This window comes from Corynebacterium sp. HMSC27B11 (genome assembly GCF_001815985.1).
Lineage (GTDB): Bacteria > Actinomycetota > Actinomycetes > Mycobacteriales > Mycobacteriaceae > Corynebacterium.
This window is the reverse complement of record NZ_KV823561.1, coordinates 53,563-71,959: the sequence shown is the minus strand read 5'-3', so window position 1 is coordinate 71,959 and position 18,397 is coordinate 53,563. Positions and strand designations below refer to the sequence as shown.

Sequence of the window (18,397 nt, the reverse complement as noted above, 5' to 3'; positions counted from 1 at the left end):
AGGCGGTATCTCCCTGCTTTCACATCGTTTTCGGTGAACCGTTAAAAGTCACTCGATTTTTATCGTGCTACCCAGCTTACGTGAAGTAGAAAAATCGTGAATCATACGGGTACTGTCGCAACTTCGCTTGCGAAAGGCGAAAAAAGTTATTAAAAATATTGATTCTTTTTCGTTACTTCGTATTCATCCGGCCCAGCCAAAGAATTTCAGGAAGCGTGCCCCGTGCCAACCATGCCGAATCGCCGCCCCGTGCCAACACAAACCACCATGGGCAGCCGCAGGAGAATCATCACCATGCTGGCCATCGCGCTCGGTGGCTTCGGCATCGGTACCACCGAGTTCGTGGCGATGGGGCTGCTGAACCTCATCGCCGAGGATTTCCAGATCTCGGAGGCCACGGCCGGGCACGTCATCTCCGCCTACGCCCTCGGCGTGGTGGTGGGTGCCCCGCTCATCACCACGCTGACCAGCACCGTGCCGCGCCGTCGCCTGGCACTGGTGCTCATGATCGCCTTCACGATCGGTAACGGGCTGACCGTGCTGGCCAGCAGCTATAACATGCTGCTGATCAGCCGCTTCATCGCCGGCCTGCCACACGGTGCCTACTTTTCCGTCACCGCGCTCATCGCCGCCTCGATGGCCCCGCCGGGGCAGCGCGGCAAGGCGGTGGCCTTCTCCGGGCTGGGACTCTCGGTGGCCACCGTCGCAGGTGTGCCCGCCGCGCAGTGGCTGGGCACCCACTTCGGATGGAACTTCGCCTTCCTGCTCGTCGCAGTGATCGGCCTGGTGACCTTCGTGGCGCTGTATATCTCGCTGCCGCACATGACCCTCATGCCGAAGAGCAACCCGATCACCGAGCTCGGCGCTCTGATCAACCCCCAGGTACTGCTCACCCTGGCGATCGGCACGGTCGGCTTCGGCGGCATGTTTGCGGTCTATACCTATATCTCCTGGACGCTGACCGAGCGTGCAGGCTTCAGCGAAACCCTCATCTGGATTCCCTTGATGGTCTACGGCATCGGCATGGTTTTCGGAACCTGGTTCGGCGGCGTGCTGGCTGACCGGAACCTGGAGTACACCATCGCCGGCAGCCTCATCGCTCTGATCGTGGTGCTGGGCGCGTTCTACTTCACCTCCACCAACGCCATCACAGGCATCGCCAACTTCGGCCTCATCGGATTCCTGGGCTCCTGCCTGGTCCCGAGCCTGCAGACCCGCCTGATGGACGTCGCCCGGGACGCCCAGAACCTCGCCGCCGCCCTCAACCACTCCGCGCTAAACATGGCCAACGCCGCCGGTGCCGCGATCGGTGGCGCGGTCATCGGCGCTGGCTTCGGCTATGCTGCCCCAGCCCTCGCGGGTGCGGCCCTGGCTGCCACCGGTGCGGTGGTCTGGCTGCTCGCCTTCCTGCTACGACGTCGCCAGCTCGCCGCCTCCTAGCCCGCGGCTTATGCGGCTGCTGGTGTGTCCGGGGCACGGCCTATATTGGTGGGCATGGGTTTTACAGTCGCTACGGTTAACGTCAACGGAATCAGGGCCGCCGCGAAGGTGCGCCACGAGAACAACCAGGGCATCCTCCCGTGGTTGGCCACCCACCCGGCTGATGTGGTGCTGATGCAGGAGGTCCGCGCCGACGAGGCGCAGACCGCCAAGGCCATCGCCCCCGCCCTGGAGGACGGCTGGCATCTCGCCCAGGCGCCAGCCGCGGCCAAGGGGCGGGCCGGGGTGGCGATCCTGTCGCGCCTTCCACTGCGGGACGTGCAGATCGGCTTCGGCCACGAGGCCAACCCGGAACACCCGGGCGCGGTGGAGGCCGCCCGCGAGTTCGACGACTCTGGCCGCTACATCGAGGCCACCGTGGACGCCGAGGTCGGGGGCACAACCCAGCCGATCACCGTGGCCTCCCTCTACCTGCCCAGTGGTGCCAGCGGCACCGAGAAGCAGGACGAGAAGTTCCGCTTCCTGGATGCCTTCGCGCCCTTCATGCACCAGCGTGCCGCGGCCGCCGAGGCCGGGGGGCAGCAGATGCTCATCGGCGGTGACTGGAATATCTGCCACCGCCGCGCGGACCTGAAGAACTGGAAGCCCAACCGCAACAAGTCCGGCTTCCTGCCCGCCGAGCGCGCCTTCCTTGACCACGTGCTCGGCACCTACCCGGACGGTGCAACCCAGGTGGGCGATGCGGAGGACTCCGGCCGGGTCGGTAACCCCGCCGGGGCGGCCGAGGACTTCTTCGGTGCCGTGGACTACCAGCCCGGCGAGCTCGCGCAGGCCCGCATCGCGGCAGGCGCCGCCACCCAGCCAGGCTGGCACGACGCCGTGCGCCACCTCCACCCCGAGGAGGACGGCCCGTACTCCTGGTGGAGCTACCGCGGCAAGGCCTTCGACACGAACGCGGGCTGGCGTATCGACCTGCACGCCGTCACCGGTGGACTGCTGGAGCACGCCGCCGCTGCCCGGGTGGACAAGGCGCCCACCTACGACCAGCGCTGGTCCGACCACAGCCCCGTGATCCTCGAGTTCCGCTAAACCCACCGGGAGACGGTATGTTCCTGATCGTCCTCTTCGTCATCGGCATCACTGCCGAAGGCGCGACCGGCGCCCTGGCCGCCGGCCGCGAGCGCATGGACCTCTTCGGCGTGGCCATCATCGCGTGCGTGACCGCCATCGGCGGCGGCTCTGTCCGCGACGTGCTGCTGGGGAACTACCCGCTGGTGTGGGTAGAAAACCCGATCTACCTGGTCTTCGTGCTCGTCGCCGCGTTCATCACCGTGGCCATCCCCGTGATGATGACTTACTTCCACTGGGTCTTCCTCATCCTCGACGCCGTGGGGCTCTCTGTGTTCACGGTGCTCGGCACCCAGATCGCCCTGGGCGCCGGGCACGGGGCGCTCATCGCGATCGTCGCGGCGGTGCTCACCGGCGTGTTTGGCGGCGTGCTCCGCGACATCATGAGTAACCGCGTCCCCCTGGTCTTCCAGGGCGACCTCTACGCCTCCGTCGCGGTCTCCGGGTCCATCCTCTACCTGGCGCTCAACGCCGCCGGGGTCAACGACAACCTCAACGCGATCATCGTCCTCGCATTCACCTTCGGCCTGCGCCTATGCGCGATCTTCTTCCACTGGTCACTGCCCGTCTTCGAGTACCAGGAGCGCGAGTTCACCCGCGACCGGGAGCACAGCCTGTCCAACCGACTGCTGAACAAGGCCCGGGAGCTGCGCCCCGCTGGCCCCCGCCAGCTGCGCATCACCGAAGGCATCGCCGGGCTGCGGCACCGCCACCACGGCGAAGAGCCGGGGGCGAGTGCCACGGGAGAGGACCCACGAACCGGGGGACGAGCGGCGACCGAGGGCGACGTCGAAAAGGAATGCGGCTGCGATTGCCACGGACAGGGGGACGGCGACACGCAGCCGAAACCCGGTGAGTAGCATTAGAAGACATGACAAGCAGCGAAAACCCACAGCACAGCGATAGCGGCGCGAAGAAGCAGCGCGTCGTCTCCGGACTCCAGCCGACCAGCGACTCCTACCACCTGGGCAATTACCTCGGGGCGGTCAAGCAGTTCATTACCCTGCAGGATGATTACGACGCCTTCTACTTCATCCCGGACCAGCACGCCATCACCGTTCCGGGATATAGCCCGAAGGACCTGCGCAACCGCACCCTCGCCGGTGCCGCGCAGCTGCTCGCGCTCGGCATCGACCCGGAGCGCTCCACCCTGTTCGTGCAGTCGCACGTCCCGGAGCACAGCCAGCTCGCGTGGGTGCTGATGTGCATCACCGGCGATGGCGAGGCCCGCCGCATGACCCAGTTCAAGGACAAGTCCAGCAAGCAGGGTAACGAGAACACCACCTCCGGGCTCTACGCCTACCCGATGCTCATGGCCGCGGACATCCTGCTCTACCGCCCGCACCTCGTGCCGGTCGGGGAGGACCAGCGCCAGCACCTGGAGCTGACCCGCAACCTCGCGGAGCGCTTCAACTCTCGCTATAAGAAGACCTTCGTGGTTCCGGAGGGCATGATCCCGCAGGGCGCGGCGAAGATTTACGACCTGCAGAACCCGACCGCCAAGATGAGCAAGTCCACCGACAACCCACGCGGCCTGGTGAACCTGCTGGACGACCCGAAGGTTTCCGCCAAGCGCATCCGCAGCGCGGTGACGGATAATGACAACGAGATCCGCTACGACGTCGAGAACAAGCCGGGTGTGTCTAACCTCCTGGTCATCCAGTCTGCCCTCGGTGACAAGAGCATCGACGAGCTCGTCGCCCAGTACCAGGAGGCCGGCTCCGGCTACGGCGACCTGAAGAAGGACACCGCCGAGGTGCTCGAGGCCTTCTGCTCCCCGCTGCGCGAGAAGTACAACGAGTACATGGACGACCGCGCCGAGCTGGAGCGCGTCCTCGCCAAGGGTGCGGAGCGCGCCCGCGAGATCGCTGCGAAGACGGTGGAGCAGGTCTACGACCGCGTCGGCTTCCTGCCAAAGCCCTAAACCGGCACACCGCGACCGACGAAAACGACATAATGAGGTACGTGCCCAGGTCGGCCACCAGCCGTCCGGCGCGTGCCACAGAATGATCCGACCCCGGATCGAAAACCCGAAGCCCCGAAAGCCTGCCCAAGGAAGGATGGACGCGCTGATGGCGAAAACATCAACGACGCCCGACTATGACAAGCTCGACGCCTACGGCGTGGAACGCAGCCGCAAAGACGACGAAGGGGCGCTGGTCAAGCTCCGCGACAAGTGGCCGTGGTTCGACCACATCATGCGGATGAACGAGCGCTACGGCGAGCAGGGCGGCAACCAGTTCGCCGCGGGCATTACCTACTTCTCAGTGCTGTCCATCTTCCCGCTGACCATGCTCGTGCTGGCAACAGTCGCGATCATCCTGGCTAATAACCAGGATCTGCTGGACAAGGTCATGGACCAGGTGACGTCCATGGGTAGCGGCGAGATGGGTGACACCCTGGGCACCATCGTCGAGGGCGCGATCGATCAGCGTAAGTCCGTGTTCTCCATCGGTCTTCTGCTGGCCCTGTGGTCCGGCCTGAGCTGGATGAACCACCTGCGCATTGGTGCTTCCGAGATGTGGAAGGTCGATAACAGCCCGGAGAATTTCATCAAGGGCAAGCTCTCCGACCTGCTGGGCCTGCTGGGCCTGCTCCTCGCCCTGGTCGTGGCCTTCGCCGTCACCACCATCGGTAACTCGGGGCTCACCGAGAAGCTGCTTGGTGTGGTGGGGCTCGACGAGGTCCCGGGCATCCGATTCATTACCTTCCTCGTGGCTCTGGTCGTTGCACTGCTGGCTAACCTGCTGGTCTTCTTCTGGCTGATGGTCTACCTGCCGCGGGCGAAGGTGCCGCGCAAGTCCGCCTTCAAGGCAGCCATCATCGGCGCGGTCGTGTTCGAGATCTTCAAGCAGTTCGCCACGATGTTCTTCTCCAACGCGCTGAGCAACCCGGCGGGCGCTGCCTTCGGTCCGATCATCGGTGTGATGGTGCTGTTCTACTTCATCTGGCGCATCACCCTGTACTGCTCCGCGTGGGCAGCCACCACGCCGGAGTCCCTGGCCATGATGACCCCGCCGGTGCCGCCGGCAGCGGTGATCCGCGTTCGCCAGGAGGTTCGCACCGGCTCCACCGACGCCGGCCGCGCCGGGCTGGTCGGCCTCGGGGCCGCCGCGGGTGTGGTCCTGGGTGGGGCCATCCGCTCGATCTTTAAGTAATCCGCCGGTTTTCACCGGGCTTCAACGGCGGGGTTGATAACCCTCCCCGCCCGCCACCATGGGGCACAGCTGCCGAGTAAGCTGTGCCCCATGATTGATTCGGACGTCATTGCATCCCTGCCCAAGGTCGAACTCCACGACCACCTGGACGGCGGCCTCCGGCCCGCCACGATCGTGGAGCTGGCCGCCGAGATCGGCTACGAGCTGCCCACGACGGACCCGGTGGAGCTCGAGAAGTGGTTCTACGACGCCGCGAACTCGGGCGACCTGCCGACGTACCTGACCACCTTCGACCACACCACCGCCGTCATGCAGACGAAGGAAGCGCTGGTGCGCGTCACCCGCGAGGCCGTCGAGGACCTGGCCGCAGACAACGTGGTCTACGCCGAGCTGCGCTACGCCCCCGAGCAGCACCAGGCCAACGGGCTGAGCCTGCAGGAGGTCGTGGAAGCCACCGTGCAGGGCGCGAAGGAGGGCGAGCGCGCCGCCGCCGCGAAGGGCAAGCGCATCCACGCTCGCCTGATCCTGTGCGCCATGCGTCATGCCGACCGCGCCACCGAGATCGCGCAGCTGACCGTGGATAACTACCCGATCTCCAGCCCGGGCGAGGGCTACGTGGTCGGCTTCGACATCGCGGGCGCGGAGGACGGCTTCCCGGCCGCCAACCACGCCGAGGCCTTCCAGCTGCTGCGCGAGAACCTCGTGCCCTTCACCATCCACGCCGGCGAGGCCGCGGGCGTGGAGTCCATCAAGGACGCCCTCGTTCAGGGCACCCTCCGCCTCGGCCACGGCGTGCGCATCTACGAGGACCTCAACGCCACCCTCTCCGGCATCGAGCTGGGGCCGGTAGCCCGCCACGTGCGCGACCGGGGCATCCCGCTGGAGATCTGCCCGACCTCCAACACCCAGACCGGTGTTGCCGAAGAAATCGCCGACCACCCCTTCAACCTGCTCTACGAGCTGGGTTTCGTGTGCACCGTGCACACCGATAACCGCCTGGTCTCCGGCACGACGATGACCCAGGAGTTCGAGCGCCTCGCGGAGGTCTTCGACCTGGAGTACTGGCAGATGCTGGAGCTGACCACCAATGCGCTGGATCATGCCTTCTGTGATGCTCCGCTGCGCGCCGAGCTGGAGCAGACCGTGATCTACCCGGCCTACGCGAAGCTGGGGGAGGAGCTCGGCTTAAGCACCGTTGCTGGTGCGGCTGCCGGTCACGAGCACGATCACGGCGGCCACGACCACGAGCACATCGGCGGGCCAGGCCAGGGCATCTCCGCGGGCCTGCAGGGCCTGCACAGCCCCAACGGCGCGGCCGGGGCGCTTGGGGAGGACGCCAACCTGGAGCTGTCCATGGAGAACCTCAAGGCGGAGCTGGAGCAGCTCGGCCTGAGCCTCGATGACGAGCCCGGCAGCGACGAGGACTCCGCGGACGAGGATTCCGCGGAGAAGGAGTAAGCACGACACCCCGCCGACCGCGCCCCACGCGCGCGGTCCCTCGGGGCGGGTCATATCGGCACGGTATCGCTGCAGTACAGCGCGTCTTGAAGGATTCAGAAGGCCGGTTTGCGGTTTGACTTAGGCCTCTGACCTGCGAAAAATCAGGAAACGTGCAGAAAAATAATCCCCGAATCAACACCGCGTTCAAGCGCGCCCTCGCGGTGCTCATGGCCCTGACGATGGGCGCGGTCGCGGCATGCTCCGCCACCGGCGGTCGCCCGCGCGAGAACGCGAACGGCGAGGGTGGCGCGGCCGGTGGCGTCGATACGCCCCGCTACACCGTCGCGATGATCAGCCACGGTGCGCCCGGCGATACCTTCTGGGACCTGGTCCGCCGTGGCGCGGAGGACGCCGCGAAGAAGAACAACATCGAGCTGCGCTACGCCAGCTCCCCGCAGGCGCCTGACCAGGCCAACCTCGTGCGCAACGCCATCGACTCCCAGGTCGACGGCATCGCGCTGACCATGCCCACCGCCGAGGCGCTGGGTCCCATCGCCCGCCGCGCCACCGAGCAGGGGATCCCCACCGTCGGGCTGAACTCCGGCATGGGCCACTACGAGCGCTACGGGGTGTCCGCCTTCTTTGGCCAGGACGAGCACGTCGCGGGTGAGGCCGCGGGCGAGCGGCTGGCCAAGGACGGCGCGAAGAAGGTGCTCTGCGTGATCCACGAGCAGGGCAATCCCTCCCAGGAGGCCCGCTGTGGTGGTGCCAAGAAGGCCCTCCAGGCCAAGGGTGGCGGCACGCTGGAGACCCTCTACGTCAACGGCATGGATATGACCAGCGTGACCTCCACGGTTCAGGCGAAGCTCGCCCAGGATCGCAACATCGACTGGGTGCTCAACCTCGTCGCCCCGGTGGCCCTGGCCTCCGTCAACTCCGCCCGCGCCGCCGGTTCTGACGCCAAGATCGTCACCTTCGACACCGACGCCGAGCTCGTCACCGCCATCAAGGACGGCACGGTGCAGTGGGCCGTGGACCAGCAGCCCTACCTGCAGGGCTACCTTGCGGTCGACGCGCTCTGGCTCGCCAAGCGCAACGGTGCAATCCCAGGTGGTGGCCAGCCCGTGTTCACCGGCCCGGCCTTCGTGGACGCCAGCAACGTGGACAAGATCGAGGACGCCGCGAAGGAGGGGCTGCGCTAAATGTCTGACCCCACATCCGAGCAGGCCACCGGCCCGGCAACGGCGGAGCAGATTGACGAGGCGGCGCCGAACCTGACGTCGTCCCCGGATACAGAAAACACCGCGGACTCCGCAGCCGAGGGCGCAGCGGAACAGAACGCAGACAAGGCCGGGGACAACGCCGTCCTCGCGGCCTTCAAGCGCCCCGAGCTGACCTCCCTGGTCGGCGCGATCCTCATCTTCGCGCTGTTCATGATCCTCGCCCCGGCCTTCCGCAGCGCGGACGCCTTCGCCACCGTGCTGTACTCCAGCTCCACGCTGGGCATCATCGCGCTGGGCGTGGGGCTGCTGATGATCGGCGACGAATTCGACCTGTCCTCCGGCGTGGCCGTGACCACCGCCGCGCTCGCCGCCACGATGCTGAACTACAACCTGTGGCTGAACTCGTGGACGGGCGTGTTCCTCTCCCTGATCATTTCGCTGTCCATCGGCGCGATCAACGGCTACCTCGTCACCAAGACCGGCATTCACTCCTTCCTGATCACCCTGGCGATGTTCCTCATGCTGCAGGGCATCAACCTCGCCGTGACGAAGCTGGTCACCGGGCAGGTCGCCACCCCAACGATCTCCGACATGGAGGGCTACAACTCCGCCAAGGCCTTCTTCGCCTCCAGCTTCGAGGTCTTCGGCGTGGACGTGCAGATCACCGTGGTGTGGTGGCTGCTGTTCGTGGCGCTGGCCAGCTGGCTGCTGTTCAAGACCCGCTTCGGTAACTGGATTTTCGCCGTCGGTGGCGACGCCGACGCCGCCCGCGCCGTGGGCGTCCCCGTGCGGCGCGTGAAGATCACCCTGTTCATGTTCGTGGCCTTCTCAGCGTGGTTCGTGGGGATGCATAACCTCTTCGCCTTCGACTCGATCCAGGCCGGGCAGGGCGTGGGTAACGAGTTCCTGTACATCATCGCCGCCGTGATCGGTGGCTGCTCGCTGACGGGTGGCCGGGGAACGGCGATCGGCACGGCCATCGGTGCGCTGATCTTCGGCATGACCAACCAGGGCATCGTCTACGCCGGATGGAACCCCGACTGGTTCAAGTTCTTCCTCGGTGCGATGTTGCTGCTGGCCGTGCTGACCAATAATTCCTTCTCTCGGGTGCAGGGAGGTGCCAAGTGACTCGCAGAAACAAGCGGAAGGACGCGGCGACGGTGACGTCGACCGGGACGGGCGCGGCAGGCGACGTCGTCGCCGATAAGGGCGCCGTTGCCGACGGCGCTGCTGATAAGGACGTCCCCGGCGCCGAGGACGGCGCCACCCCGCCGATCATCGAGATGCGCGGCCTGGAAAAGGCCTACGGCGAGCGCCTGGTGCTCAAGGGCATCGACATGGAGATCCGCCCCGGCACCGTGACCTGCGTGCTGGGAGATAACGGCGCTGGTAAGTCCACGCTGATTAAGGCGCTTTCTGGGCTGCACCAGCCCACCGGCGGCGAGATGCTGATCGACGGGGAGCCAGCGAGGCTGCGCAACCCGAAGGACGCCCTCGACCGGGGGATTGCCACCGTGTATCAGGATCTCGCGGTGGTGGGGCAGATGTCCGTGTGGCGGAACTTCTTCCTGGGCCAGGAGCTCACTGGCGCGCTGGGGCGGCTGAAGGCCGACGAGATGCGCGAGATTACCGCCGAGCAGCTGGAGAAGATGGGCGTGGATCTGCCGGATGTGGAGGTGCCGATCAGCACGCTGTCCGGTGGCCAGCGGCAGGTTGTGGCGATCGCCCGGGCGATCTACTTCGGCGCGCGCGTGCTGATCCTGGACGAGCCGACCGCAGCACTGGGTGTGAAGCAGTCCGGCATGGTGCTGCGCTTCGTGAAGAAGGCCCGGGAGTCCGGGGTGGCGGTCATCTTCATCACCCACAACCCGCACCACGCCTACCTGGTGGGGGATCGCTTCATGATGCTGAACATGGGCGAGCAGGTGATGAACGCTGACTTGGAAGACGTCACACTGGAGGAGCTCACGGTGGAGATGTCCGGCGGCGGGGAGCTGGACGCGCTGAGCCACGAGCTGCGCAGCTAGCGGCGAGGGCTGGCTGCGGGGGGGGGATGCGGGGGATCCCAGAGTGGGGGCTGGGCCGATTCTTAAGGGGGGCGATTGAATGCGCTCGACCGGTGCTTTAAGGTGTAGCCGAGAATTAAAAAATATGAGCTAAGTCTCATATATTTTTCATCGAGTTGAGGATTCACTATGACGAACCCGGAATCGAACGGGCACCAGAACAACACACCTGAGGAGGGCGGGCAGCCCGCATCCCAGGGCGGTACCGCGCAGCCACAGCAGCCACCGCAGCCGCCACAGTACTGGCAGGGCCAGCCCCAGCAGGGCTATGGGCAGCCGCAGGGGAACTGGCAGGGCCAGCAGGCACCACAGAACTGGCAGACACCACCCCAGGGCAATTGGCAAGCACAGCCCCAGCAGGCCTACGTCCAACCTCAGCAGAGCAACTGGCAAGGCCAGCAGGCACCACAGAACTGGCAGGGCCAGCCCCAGGGCAACTGGCAGGCACAGCAGCCAGGTAACTCTGGCCCTGGAACCGCGGAGAAGATCAGCGCCGCCGTGGGGCAGCGTGCCTTCGCGGCGGCGACGAGTCTGCAGAGCAAGGCACTGCCGCGCCTGATGGGCGGCATCCTTGGCATTCTCGCCGTGCTTCAGCTGATCGCAGGACTGCTCGCGTGGTACCGGATGAGTGCCTCGGCTTCCTTCATGGGGGTCACGGCAGGCGGGGATGTGAAGATCAACGGCTTCGGCTCCCTAAAGGTCGCCGCAGAGATTCCGTTCGAGGGCAAGCATACCGAACGCGAATTTCTCTGGCAGGCGTTCCTCGTGGAGGTCGTCGTCCTGGCCCTCGTGGTGGCCGCGGCGGTGTTGGTCTTCCGTAACCTCAAGTTCAAGATGGCGGGTATCTTGGCCGCTGCCTCGGGTGGACTGGGAGTTCTGTACGCGATCATCTTCTCTTCGCAGCTGCGGGAGCTGATCAGCTCCGATGCGGAGGACTTCCTGGACATGGTGAACTTGAGCGAGCAGGGTAAGGGATTTGGTTTCTACCTCAGCGTTCTCATCAGCCTCCTCACCATCGCAGTGGGCGTGTGGCTGATCGTGAAGAAGCCTGCGGAGATCGACGCGCAGCGCAATAAGTTCCTTGGTGATGTGGCGAACCGCTCCAGCAAGCAGGCCAATGCTGCCCAGCAGCCTGCGCAGCCGCAGGGGAACTGGCAGGGTCAGCAGTACGGTGGCCAGCCACAGCAGGGCAATTGGCAGGCCCAGCCGCAGCAATACGGTGGCCAGCCACAGCAGGGGAACTGGCAGGGCCAGCCACAGGGTTATGGTCAGCCTCAGCAGTACGGCGGTCAGCCGCAGCAGGGCCCGGGTCAGCAGTACGGTGGTCCGGCTCAGAACTCGACCTCCAATGAGCAGGGCACCCCAACTGACGGAAACCAGCTCGGCCAGTCCGATGACCAGGCCAATGGCGGAGACACCCCGCAGAACTAGCGAGCTCCATGGGACTCACTGAGCCCTGACCCGGTACGCACGGCTGGTGGCTGCCGTGGCAGGCTGGGGTCAGCTCAGCGCCAGGGATACGGGTCTAGAAGCACATGAAAGGGCGCCTCCCGAAAGATCATCCTTTCGGGAGGCGCCCTTTCAGCTTTTCTTAGGCAGCTAGCGGCTCACGCTAGAACTTGCTGAAGCGCTTGATGAGGTCATCCTCCAGCTGCTTCCAGCCGCGCACCTCCTCGTCGAAGGGCGCGGTCGGCGTGGTGCCGGACGGCGAGCCCGTGACGTAGGCGATGTAGGTCTGCAGGCGCGGGAAGCCGACCAGAACCTTGTTCACAGCATCGTCGCCCGCCCAGTCGGCGGCGTCGGCCAGCAGCTCATAAGCGCGGCTCAGCTGCTTCGGATCCACCGCGTCCACGGACTTGCCGATGTCCTCGCGCAGCCCGGTGAAGGTGTACTGGTTCAGGTCGTGAACCGTGACCTCCAACTCGCCGGCATTCGCGGCCTGGACGATGTCGCCCCAGGTCTCCATCTCCTCAAGGTCGTGCTGCGGGGCGTCGATGAGCCAGCGCACCAGGGAGCGAGGATTGGGGAAAGTGTTGATCTGGCCGTGACGGCCCAGGAACACCGGCTTGCCTCCCACGTAGCAGCGCAGGGTGTAGACCCGCTGGCCGTTCAGGGAGATGCGGATCGGGTCGATACCGGCCTGTGCCCATAGCGTCTTGTCGTACGGGTCGGTGTCTTCGTCGGCGGTGCTGCCAGCGGCGGCCTTCTCCGCGGCGGCGTCCTCCCGCTTCTTCGCGGCAGCAGCGCTGGCATCGGCCGCGGCCTTCTCGACTGCGTCGATGCGCTTCTGGGACTCCGCGACGGCCGTCTCGTCCACCTCGACCTCGGTGAGGCCGTCCTCGAGGTCGTCGAGCATCTCCGCCCAGGCGCCGAGCACGATGCGACCCATCGCGGTCCACTCTTCGACACCGTTCTGGCCGGAGTAGTGGTCCGCGCCGCGGTAGATGTTCTGCAGCATGGAATAGGAGCCGAACCATTTGTTGATCGACTCGATGCCAGCGACACCGCCGATGGACTGCAGCAGGCGGTACGCGCGGCTGACGTCCCGGACGTTCTCGTAGCTTGCCCGGCCGGCCAGCTGGTTCGGAGCCTCGATCAGGGAGATCTCCTGGATCTTCTGCGCCGACATCTGGGCATCGGCGTCCGCCTTGAGCTCCTTCCACTTCGGGTGTTCGGCGAGGACGTGATCGTTGCTGCCGACAACGTAGGCGTGGAGCTCGGCGGGGGAGGAGAACACGGAGATCGTGTCGTCCTTACCCAGGAATGCCTGCCACTTTTCGCCCCTGACGACCCACAGCGGGGCCCAGACGGTGTACCAGGTGCCGCTGGTGGTCTCCATCTTCAGCGTCACGAGCTGGTTTGGTTTAAACGTTGTCGGTTTGGAAGCTGCCATGATTGCGGATTCTACCCGGCCGGATCGGAACTCATAGCCTCGACATTGCGAAGCCGGGCATCGAGCACCTTCGGCACCACAGCAGGGGGTGCGCCCAGGAACTGCGCCTGAAGATATTCCTGTTCCTCCGGCTGCGTGACGATCCGCGCCAAGCCCGGAACGCTCCGGGAAGAATGAGCCCCACCCATGTTGTGAAATCCCCCTTTGTTAAACCGGCTCTGTGTTAAACCGACCCAGCCTGGACCGACCCAGCGTGAACCGGCCGAGCCTGAACTGAACCAGTGCGAACTAGCTCAGTGAACCTTTTCAGTGCCCACAGACTAACCCCAGCTAGCCGGTGGGGCGGTAGAAACCGTGGAAACCCATGCCGATATTCTCCGTGCGGATCGGGCTGATACCCACCGGGTCGCCCGCCTCGATCAGCTGGCCGTCTTCGATGACCATCGCCACGTGACCATCCCACACCGCCAGATCCCCGGGCTGCACCTGATCCATCGGGATCTGCGGTCCCACCGCCTGCTGATCGGCCAGGCGGGGCAGCTCCACCCCAGCTTGCCCGTAGGCCCACTGGACGAAACCGGAGCAGTCGAAGCCCTGGCCTGGCGTGGTGCCGCCCCACACGTACGGGGTGCCCAGCTGCGTCTTCGCTGCGGCCACGGCCTTGGCCGCTGCCTCCGTCGGGGCACCTGCCACAGCATCGCTGGATGCCACAGCGTCGCTGGATTCCGCAGCGTCGCTGGAATCCGCGGCGTCACCGTGAGCCACTTCGGGTCCCGTGGCGCTACCCGCGTTCGCCGCTGCGGGAGGCTGTCTGTTCGCCCCCTCGGACGGCGCGGGTACTGCCGGGATCGCCTCCGCCGGCACCGCTGTGGCCGTCGCCTCAGCTCCCAGCCCCAGCAACTCCTGGCCTAGCGCCTGCACGCGGGCCTCCGCCCTGCCCAGGTGCTTGCAAGCAATCGCCTGCGCCTCCGCCAGCGCCACCGGTGCAGTCGGGCCGAGCAGCTGCACCGGATTCATCGCACCGCCGATCTCCGCCAGGGCTTCCATCGCGATTGCCCCGACATCCTCGATCGCCGCCAGGACGGCCTGCTGCCCGCGCCCAGCGACCGCGTCCAGCCCCTGGCGGACTTCCTCAATGAGGTCCACCGCAGCCGAACCTTGTGCGAACTTGGCGGCCATCGCCCCACCGGCCTCGCCGAGCACAGCCGACCCGACTGTCTGGATGACCTCCCCGGCGAGCCCGCTGACCCCGGAGCCCAACAGCGCGGACACTCCAGGCTGTAGCGGCTGTGGGATGAGGGCTGCGATGGGCTCCACGAGCCCCAGAAAATCCGGGATGCAGCCGCCTCCGCCGAGCACGGAGCCAGCCATCTCCCCAAGAACGGAGCCGGCCACGTCCTCGATCACGTCCCCTCCAGCTGGTGCCAAAACAGGTGCACTCATCACCGAACACCTCCCGCAAGTGCTTCAAAGCCAGCCTGGGCTGCCTGCTCATGCTCGTCCACGCGCCCCCGGAACTCATCCAGCGCACCAGCAGCGCCCTGGTAGAACCTCGCCAACTCCCCGGTGGTCTCGTGGTGCCGAGCCCGGGCCTGCTGCAGTGCGGCCAGGAACCTCCCCAGCTCCGGCAGGAATGGCAGCTCCACGTGTGGCGTGTGCGGTGGGGCTGTCGCAGCCAGCTGCTCTGCCACCGTCCGCGCCTCCTGCGCTGCTGATTGGATTCGCTCCTGCTCGGCGATCACCTGGCCGCCACTGTGTCCCCCAATACCGTTCGTCAAAGGCACCATTGTTCCCCCTGAATCTTCCCTGAATCGTCTCGGTGCGTGAAGTAACTCAGAGGTATTAGACAACGGGGACGGTCATTTGGTTCCCGCCCGTGCCAATTTTCTCGCGTGCCCGGTGCTTAACGTAGATTTGGAGTCATGGACATCAAGGTGGTCAATCATCCTCTCGTGCGCGCCCGTCTGACGATTATGCGCGACGCCCGCAGCAACAACGTGGTCTTCCGCGACGCCCTCGCGGACCTCGGTGCGATGCTGATCTACGAGGCCAGCAACGACCTCGAGACTGAATCCTTCGACGTGGAAACCCCCGTCTCCACCGCCGAAGGGCACCGGCTGAAGAACCCGCCAATCATCGTCCCCATCATCCGCGCCGGCCTCGGAATGATCGACCCGGCACTCTCGATGATCCCGGACGCCCAGGTGGGCTTCATCGGCCTGGCCCGCGACGAGAAGACCCACGAGCCAGTCCCATACCTCGAGGCCCTGCCGGATGACCTCTCCGGACAGCCCGTCATGTTGGTCGACCCGATGCTCGCCACCGGCGGCTCCCTGCTCAACGCCGTGGAGCTGCTCGTCGAGCATGGTGCGGACGACATCACCTGCGTGTGCATGGTCTCCGCCCAGCCGGGCGTGGACAAGCTGGTTAACTCTGGCCTGCCGGTGCGAAAGCTCGTCACCGCCACGATCGACCCGGCGCTCGACGAGAACGCCTACATCGATCCGGGCCTAGGCGACGCCGGCGACCGCCTCTACGGCCCGCGGAATATCGACCTCGAGAGCCGCTAGCGCAGCCTCCACCTGCTCGCGGTCCGTGGCCTCGCCCACGGCCTCCAGGTAGAACTTCGCCTTCGGCTCCGTCCCGCTCGGCCGGGCGACGACCCGCAGCGCCACGCCGTCTGCATTACCCACCAGGCGCAGCCCCTCCGCGGCCTCGTCACCCAGCAGTTCGGCGCTCATCGCGGCCCCCGCCAGGTTTTCCGGCGGTGCGGCCGCGATTTTTTTAATGACGTCCGTGGCTTGCGCAATGGACTCCAAGCGGATCGACAGCTGGCTGGAGCGGAAGCAACCGAACTGCTGCTCGATGGCCACCAGCTCGTCCGCCAGGCTCCGTCCCGCCGCGGCGAGCTCCGCCGCCCACGCTGCCGCGACCAACGCGGTGGCGATGCCGTCCTTATCTGCGACGATGCCGGGGGTGGGGCAGGTGCCGATGGCCTCCTCGTAGGCGAAAGTCAACTCCCCGGGGCGACCTTCCGCCGCACGCGCCAGGTGCTTGAAGCCCGTTTTCGTCTCCACGTACTCCCACCCGCTGGCCTGGGCCATCACACCCAGCAGTTGGGAGGAGACGTAGGTCGTCGCGACCACCGGCGGGGCAGCGGCGTCTGCCGCCACGTCAGAGAGCACGCGGCGGGCCAGCAGCGGGCCGGCCTCGTTGCCACTCAGCATCCGGTAGGTCGGCTCGCCACCGGTGGGCACGCCAAGCATGCAGCGATCCGCATCCGGATCGAGTGCGATCAGCAGGTCCGCGCCGACCTCCTTGCCCAGTGCGAGCAGCAGGTCGGTCGCGCCGGGCTCCTCCGGGTTGGGGAAATCCACGCTCGGGAATTCCGGGTCCGGCCAGCGCTGCGCTGCCACCGCATGGATATCCGCGAAGCCATTGGCTTGCAGTACAGACTCCAGCGTGTCCCCGCCGACCCCATGCATCGGGGTATAGGCGATGGTCAGGGCTCGCCGTGCGGTGAGCACCGCGTTCTCGCTACTAACAACCGGGGCGCTGATCGCGGACTCGTAGCCCTGGGATGCGCCGAGTTCAAGCTGCACGCTGCGGGAGCGGGCGACCTCCTCGGCCGCCGGCTGGGCCGCGATGGCTGCCTCGATCTCGCGATCGGCGGGGGAGACCAGCTGGGAGCCACCAGAAAGGTACAACTTGTAGCCGTTATCGCCCTTCGGGTTGTGCGAGGCGGTGATCTGCACGCCGGCGTCCAGGCCGCGGTCGCGCACCAGCCAGGCCAGCACCGGGGTGGGATTGTTGCCACCCAGCAAGGTGACGGTGAAGCCCTTGGCCGCGAACACCTCGGCGGTGGCTCGCGCGAAGGTCTCGGAACCGTAGCGCGCGTCGTGGGCCACCGCTACCGCGATATCGGCAGCGACCCGGTCTGGATGCTGGGCGATCAGCCAGTCGGCCACCCCGGCGGTCGCCCGAGTGACGGTCGCGACGTTCATACGATCCGGGCCCACGTCCACTGGGGCGCGCAGCCCCGCGGTGCCGAAACTCAGACCCGGCTGGGAAGTGTTGTCCTGCGGAGCTGGAGTCGTTTCCTGCGGGGTGGGGCTCACGACTGGATCACGCTCGCGAGCAGGGAACCCATCTCCTGAGCCGCGGCCTGACCGGCGGCCAGCACCTCCTCGTGATTCAGCGCCTCCCCGGTCACGCCTGCCGCCAGGTTCGTGACCAGCGAGATGCCGAGCACATCCACGCCAGCCTCCCGGGCGGCGATCGTCTCGTAGACCGTGGACATCCCCACCAGGCCCACCCCGAAGGTGCGCAGCATGTGGATCTCCGCCGGGGTCTCGTACTGCGGCCCTGGCATCATCGCGTACACCGCCTCACGAATGCTGGGTCGCAGCGCCTTGACCTTCTCTCGCAGCTCGGGGGAGTACGCATCCACCAGGTTCACGAAGTTCGCGCCCACCAGCGGGGTCTTCGCCGTGAAATTGATGTGATCGCTGATCAGAACCGGCTCTCCCACAGACATGCCCTCAGTCAGCCCGCCTGCCGCGTTGGTCAGCACGACCTGCTTCACGCCCGCGGCGGCAGCGGTGCGCACAGCGTGCGCGCACCGCCACAGCTCGTGGCCCTCGTAGGCGTGCGTGCGGCCCAGCAGGATCAGCACGTTGCGCTCACCGATGCGCAGCGCCCGAATGGTGCCCCCGTGGCCCTCTGCGGTGGGTGGCAGGAAGCCCGGCAGGTCGGACATCGGGAACTCCTGGACGTCGCTGTCTGCGGCCTCGCAGACCACGTCCGCAGCTGGTCGCCAACCGGAACCCAGGACGATGGCGACGTCGAAAGCAGAAAAACCAGTCTTCTGCAGCAACGCCGCGGCAGCCTGCTCCGCGAGCTCGTAGGGGGCCTGCCCGGGGTTCGACGCCGCGGGCGAGGATTGCGCATTGTGGCTAGACATGGCCCAAGGCTACCGCGAAGTCACGCGCCACAGGGGTGGGCATATAGAATGGTGTTTCATGCGGCGTAACTAGACAACTCGGTCTT

The 18,397-nt window shown here is 66.2% G+C and carries 17 protein-coding genes; 11 read left to right on the top strand and 6 right to left on the bottom strand.

Annotated features, from left to right (window positions below):
* The first annotated feature begins 231 nt into the window (after positions 1 to 231).
* The 10 genes from HMPREF3097_RS05745 (at position 232) to HMPREF3097_RS05700 (ending at position 11,886) form a co-directional block, all read left to right on the top strand.
* Positions 232 to 1,440 carry an MFS transporter gene (locus HMPREF3097_RS05745; RefSeq protein ID WP_070758389.1) on the top strand — a complete coding sequence of 403 codons (1,209 nt, stop codon included), beginning with the start codon at positions 232 to 234 and terminating at the stop codon, positions 1,438 to 1,440.
* Between the two features lie 54 nt (positions 1,441 to 1,494).
* The gene (locus HMPREF3097_RS05740) at positions 1,495 to 2,529 is read left to right on the top strand and encodes an exodeoxyribonuclease III (protein ID WP_070758390.1); all 1,035 of its coding nucleotides are present in this window, start codon (positions 1,495 to 1,497) and stop codon (positions 2,527 to 2,529) included.
* A 17-nt stretch (positions 2,530 to 2,546) separates the two neighbouring features.
* Complete coding sequence (locus HMPREF3097_RS05735; RefSeq protein WP_070758391.1) at positions 2,547 to 3,428, top strand: trimeric intracellular cation channel family protein; 882 nt, start codon at positions 2,547 to 2,549, stop codon at positions 3,426 to 3,428.
* An 11-nt stretch (positions 3,429 to 3,439) separates the two neighbouring features.
* Positions 3,440 to 4,492, top strand: a complete 1,053-nt coding sequence (gene trpS, locus HMPREF3097_RS05730) for a tryptophan--tRNA ligase (protein WP_070758393.1) — start codon at positions 3,440 to 3,442, stop codon at positions 4,490 to 4,492.
* A 148-nt stretch (positions 4,493 to 4,640) separates the two neighbouring features.
* Positions 4,641 to 5,726, top strand: a complete 1,086-nt coding sequence (gene yhjD / locus HMPREF3097_RS05725; RefSeq protein ID WP_070758413.1) for an inner membrane protein YhjD — start codon at positions 4,641 to 4,643, stop codon at positions 5,724 to 5,726.
* 90 nt (positions 5,727 to 5,816) lie between these two features.
* Positions 5,817 to 7,184, top strand: a complete 1,368-nt coding sequence (locus HMPREF3097_RS05720) for an adenosine deaminase (protein WP_070758394.1) — start codon at positions 5,817 to 5,819, stop codon at positions 7,182 to 7,184.
* 209 nt (positions 7,185 to 7,393) lie between these two features.
* Positions 7,394 to 8,368, top strand: a complete 975-nt coding sequence (locus HMPREF3097_RS05715) for a substrate-binding domain-containing protein (RefSeq protein WP_210398553.1) — start codon at positions 7,394 to 7,396, stop codon at positions 8,366 to 8,368.
* Positions 8,369 to 9,517 (top strand): ABC transporter permease, encoded by a 1,149-nt coding sequence (locus HMPREF3097_RS05710; RefSeq protein WP_070758398.1) that lies wholly within the window; start codon positions 8,369 to 8,371, stop codon positions 9,515 to 9,517.
* 155 nt (positions 9,518 to 9,672) lie between these two features.
* Positions 9,673 to 10,416, top strand: a complete 744-nt coding sequence (locus HMPREF3097_RS05705) for an ATP-binding cassette domain-containing protein (protein ID WP_210398551.1) — start codon at positions 9,673 to 9,675, stop codon at positions 10,414 to 10,416.
* Between the two features lie 168 nt (positions 10,417 to 10,584).
* Positions 10,585 to 11,886, top strand: coding sequence for a hypothetical protein (locus tag HMPREF3097_RS05700; RefSeq protein ID WP_070759545.1), 1,302 nt, complete (start codon positions 10,585 to 10,587; stop codon positions 11,884 to 11,886).
* 181 nt (positions 11,887 to 12,067) lie between these two features.
* Here HMPREF3097_RS05700 and HMPREF3097_RS05695 read toward each other — a convergent pair whose 3' ends face one another.
* From HMPREF3097_RS05695 to HMPREF3097_RS05685, 4 genes are all read right to left on the bottom strand, one after another.
* Complete coding sequence (locus HMPREF3097_RS05695; RefSeq protein ID WP_070759547.1) at positions 12,068 to 13,348, bottom strand: hypothetical protein; 1,281 nt, start codon at positions 13,346 to 13,348, stop codon at positions 12,068 to 12,070.
* A gap of 11 nt (positions 13,349 to 13,359) precedes the next feature.
* On the bottom strand, positions 13,360 to 13,500 hold the full coding sequence (locus HMPREF3097_RS09745) for a hypothetical protein (protein ID WP_168167014.1): 141 nt from the start codon (positions 13,498 to 13,500) through the stop codon (positions 13,360 to 13,362).
* A gap of 178 nt (positions 13,501 to 13,678) precedes the next feature.
* Positions 13,679 to 14,791 (bottom strand): C40 family peptidase, encoded by a 1,113-nt coding sequence (locus tag HMPREF3097_RS05690; protein ID WP_070759550.1) that lies wholly within the window; start codon positions 14,789 to 14,791, stop codon positions 13,679 to 13,681.
* Complete coding sequence (locus tag HMPREF3097_RS05685) at positions 14,791 to 15,135, bottom strand: hypothetical protein (protein ID WP_070759551.1); 345 nt, start codon at positions 15,133 to 15,135, stop codon at positions 14,791 to 14,793. Before HMPREF3097_RS05685 ends, HMPREF3097_RS05690 begins: the two co-directional genes overlap by 1 nt.
* Positions 15,136 to 15,270: 135 nt before the next feature.
* On the opposite strand from HMPREF3097_RS05685, the gene upp reads away from it, so the two are divergent.
* The gene (gene upp / locus HMPREF3097_RS05680) at positions 15,271 to 15,918 is read left to right on the top strand and encodes a uracil phosphoribosyltransferase (RefSeq protein WP_012359692.1); all 648 of its coding nucleotides are present in this window, start codon (positions 15,271 to 15,273) and stop codon (positions 15,916 to 15,918) included.
* On the opposite strand, the gene HMPREF3097_RS05675 is transcribed toward upp, so the two are convergent.
* Both HMPREF3097_RS05675 and HMPREF3097_RS05670 read right to left on the bottom strand, forming a co-directional pair.
* Positions 15,859 to 17,466 carry a phospho-sugar mutase gene (locus tag HMPREF3097_RS05675; protein WP_070759553.1) on the bottom strand — a complete coding sequence of 536 codons (1,608 nt, stop codon included), beginning with the start codon at positions 17,464 to 17,466 and terminating at the stop codon, positions 15,859 to 15,861. The genes upp and HMPREF3097_RS05675 overlap by 60 nt on opposite strands.
* Positions 17,463 to 18,311 (bottom strand): purine-nucleoside phosphorylase, encoded by an 849-nt coding sequence (locus HMPREF3097_RS05670; RefSeq protein ID WP_070759555.1) that lies wholly within the window; start codon positions 18,309 to 18,311, stop codon positions 17,463 to 17,465. Before HMPREF3097_RS05670 ends, HMPREF3097_RS05675 begins: the two co-directional genes overlap by 4 nt.
* Positions 18,312 to 18,397 lie beyond the last annotated feature (86 nt).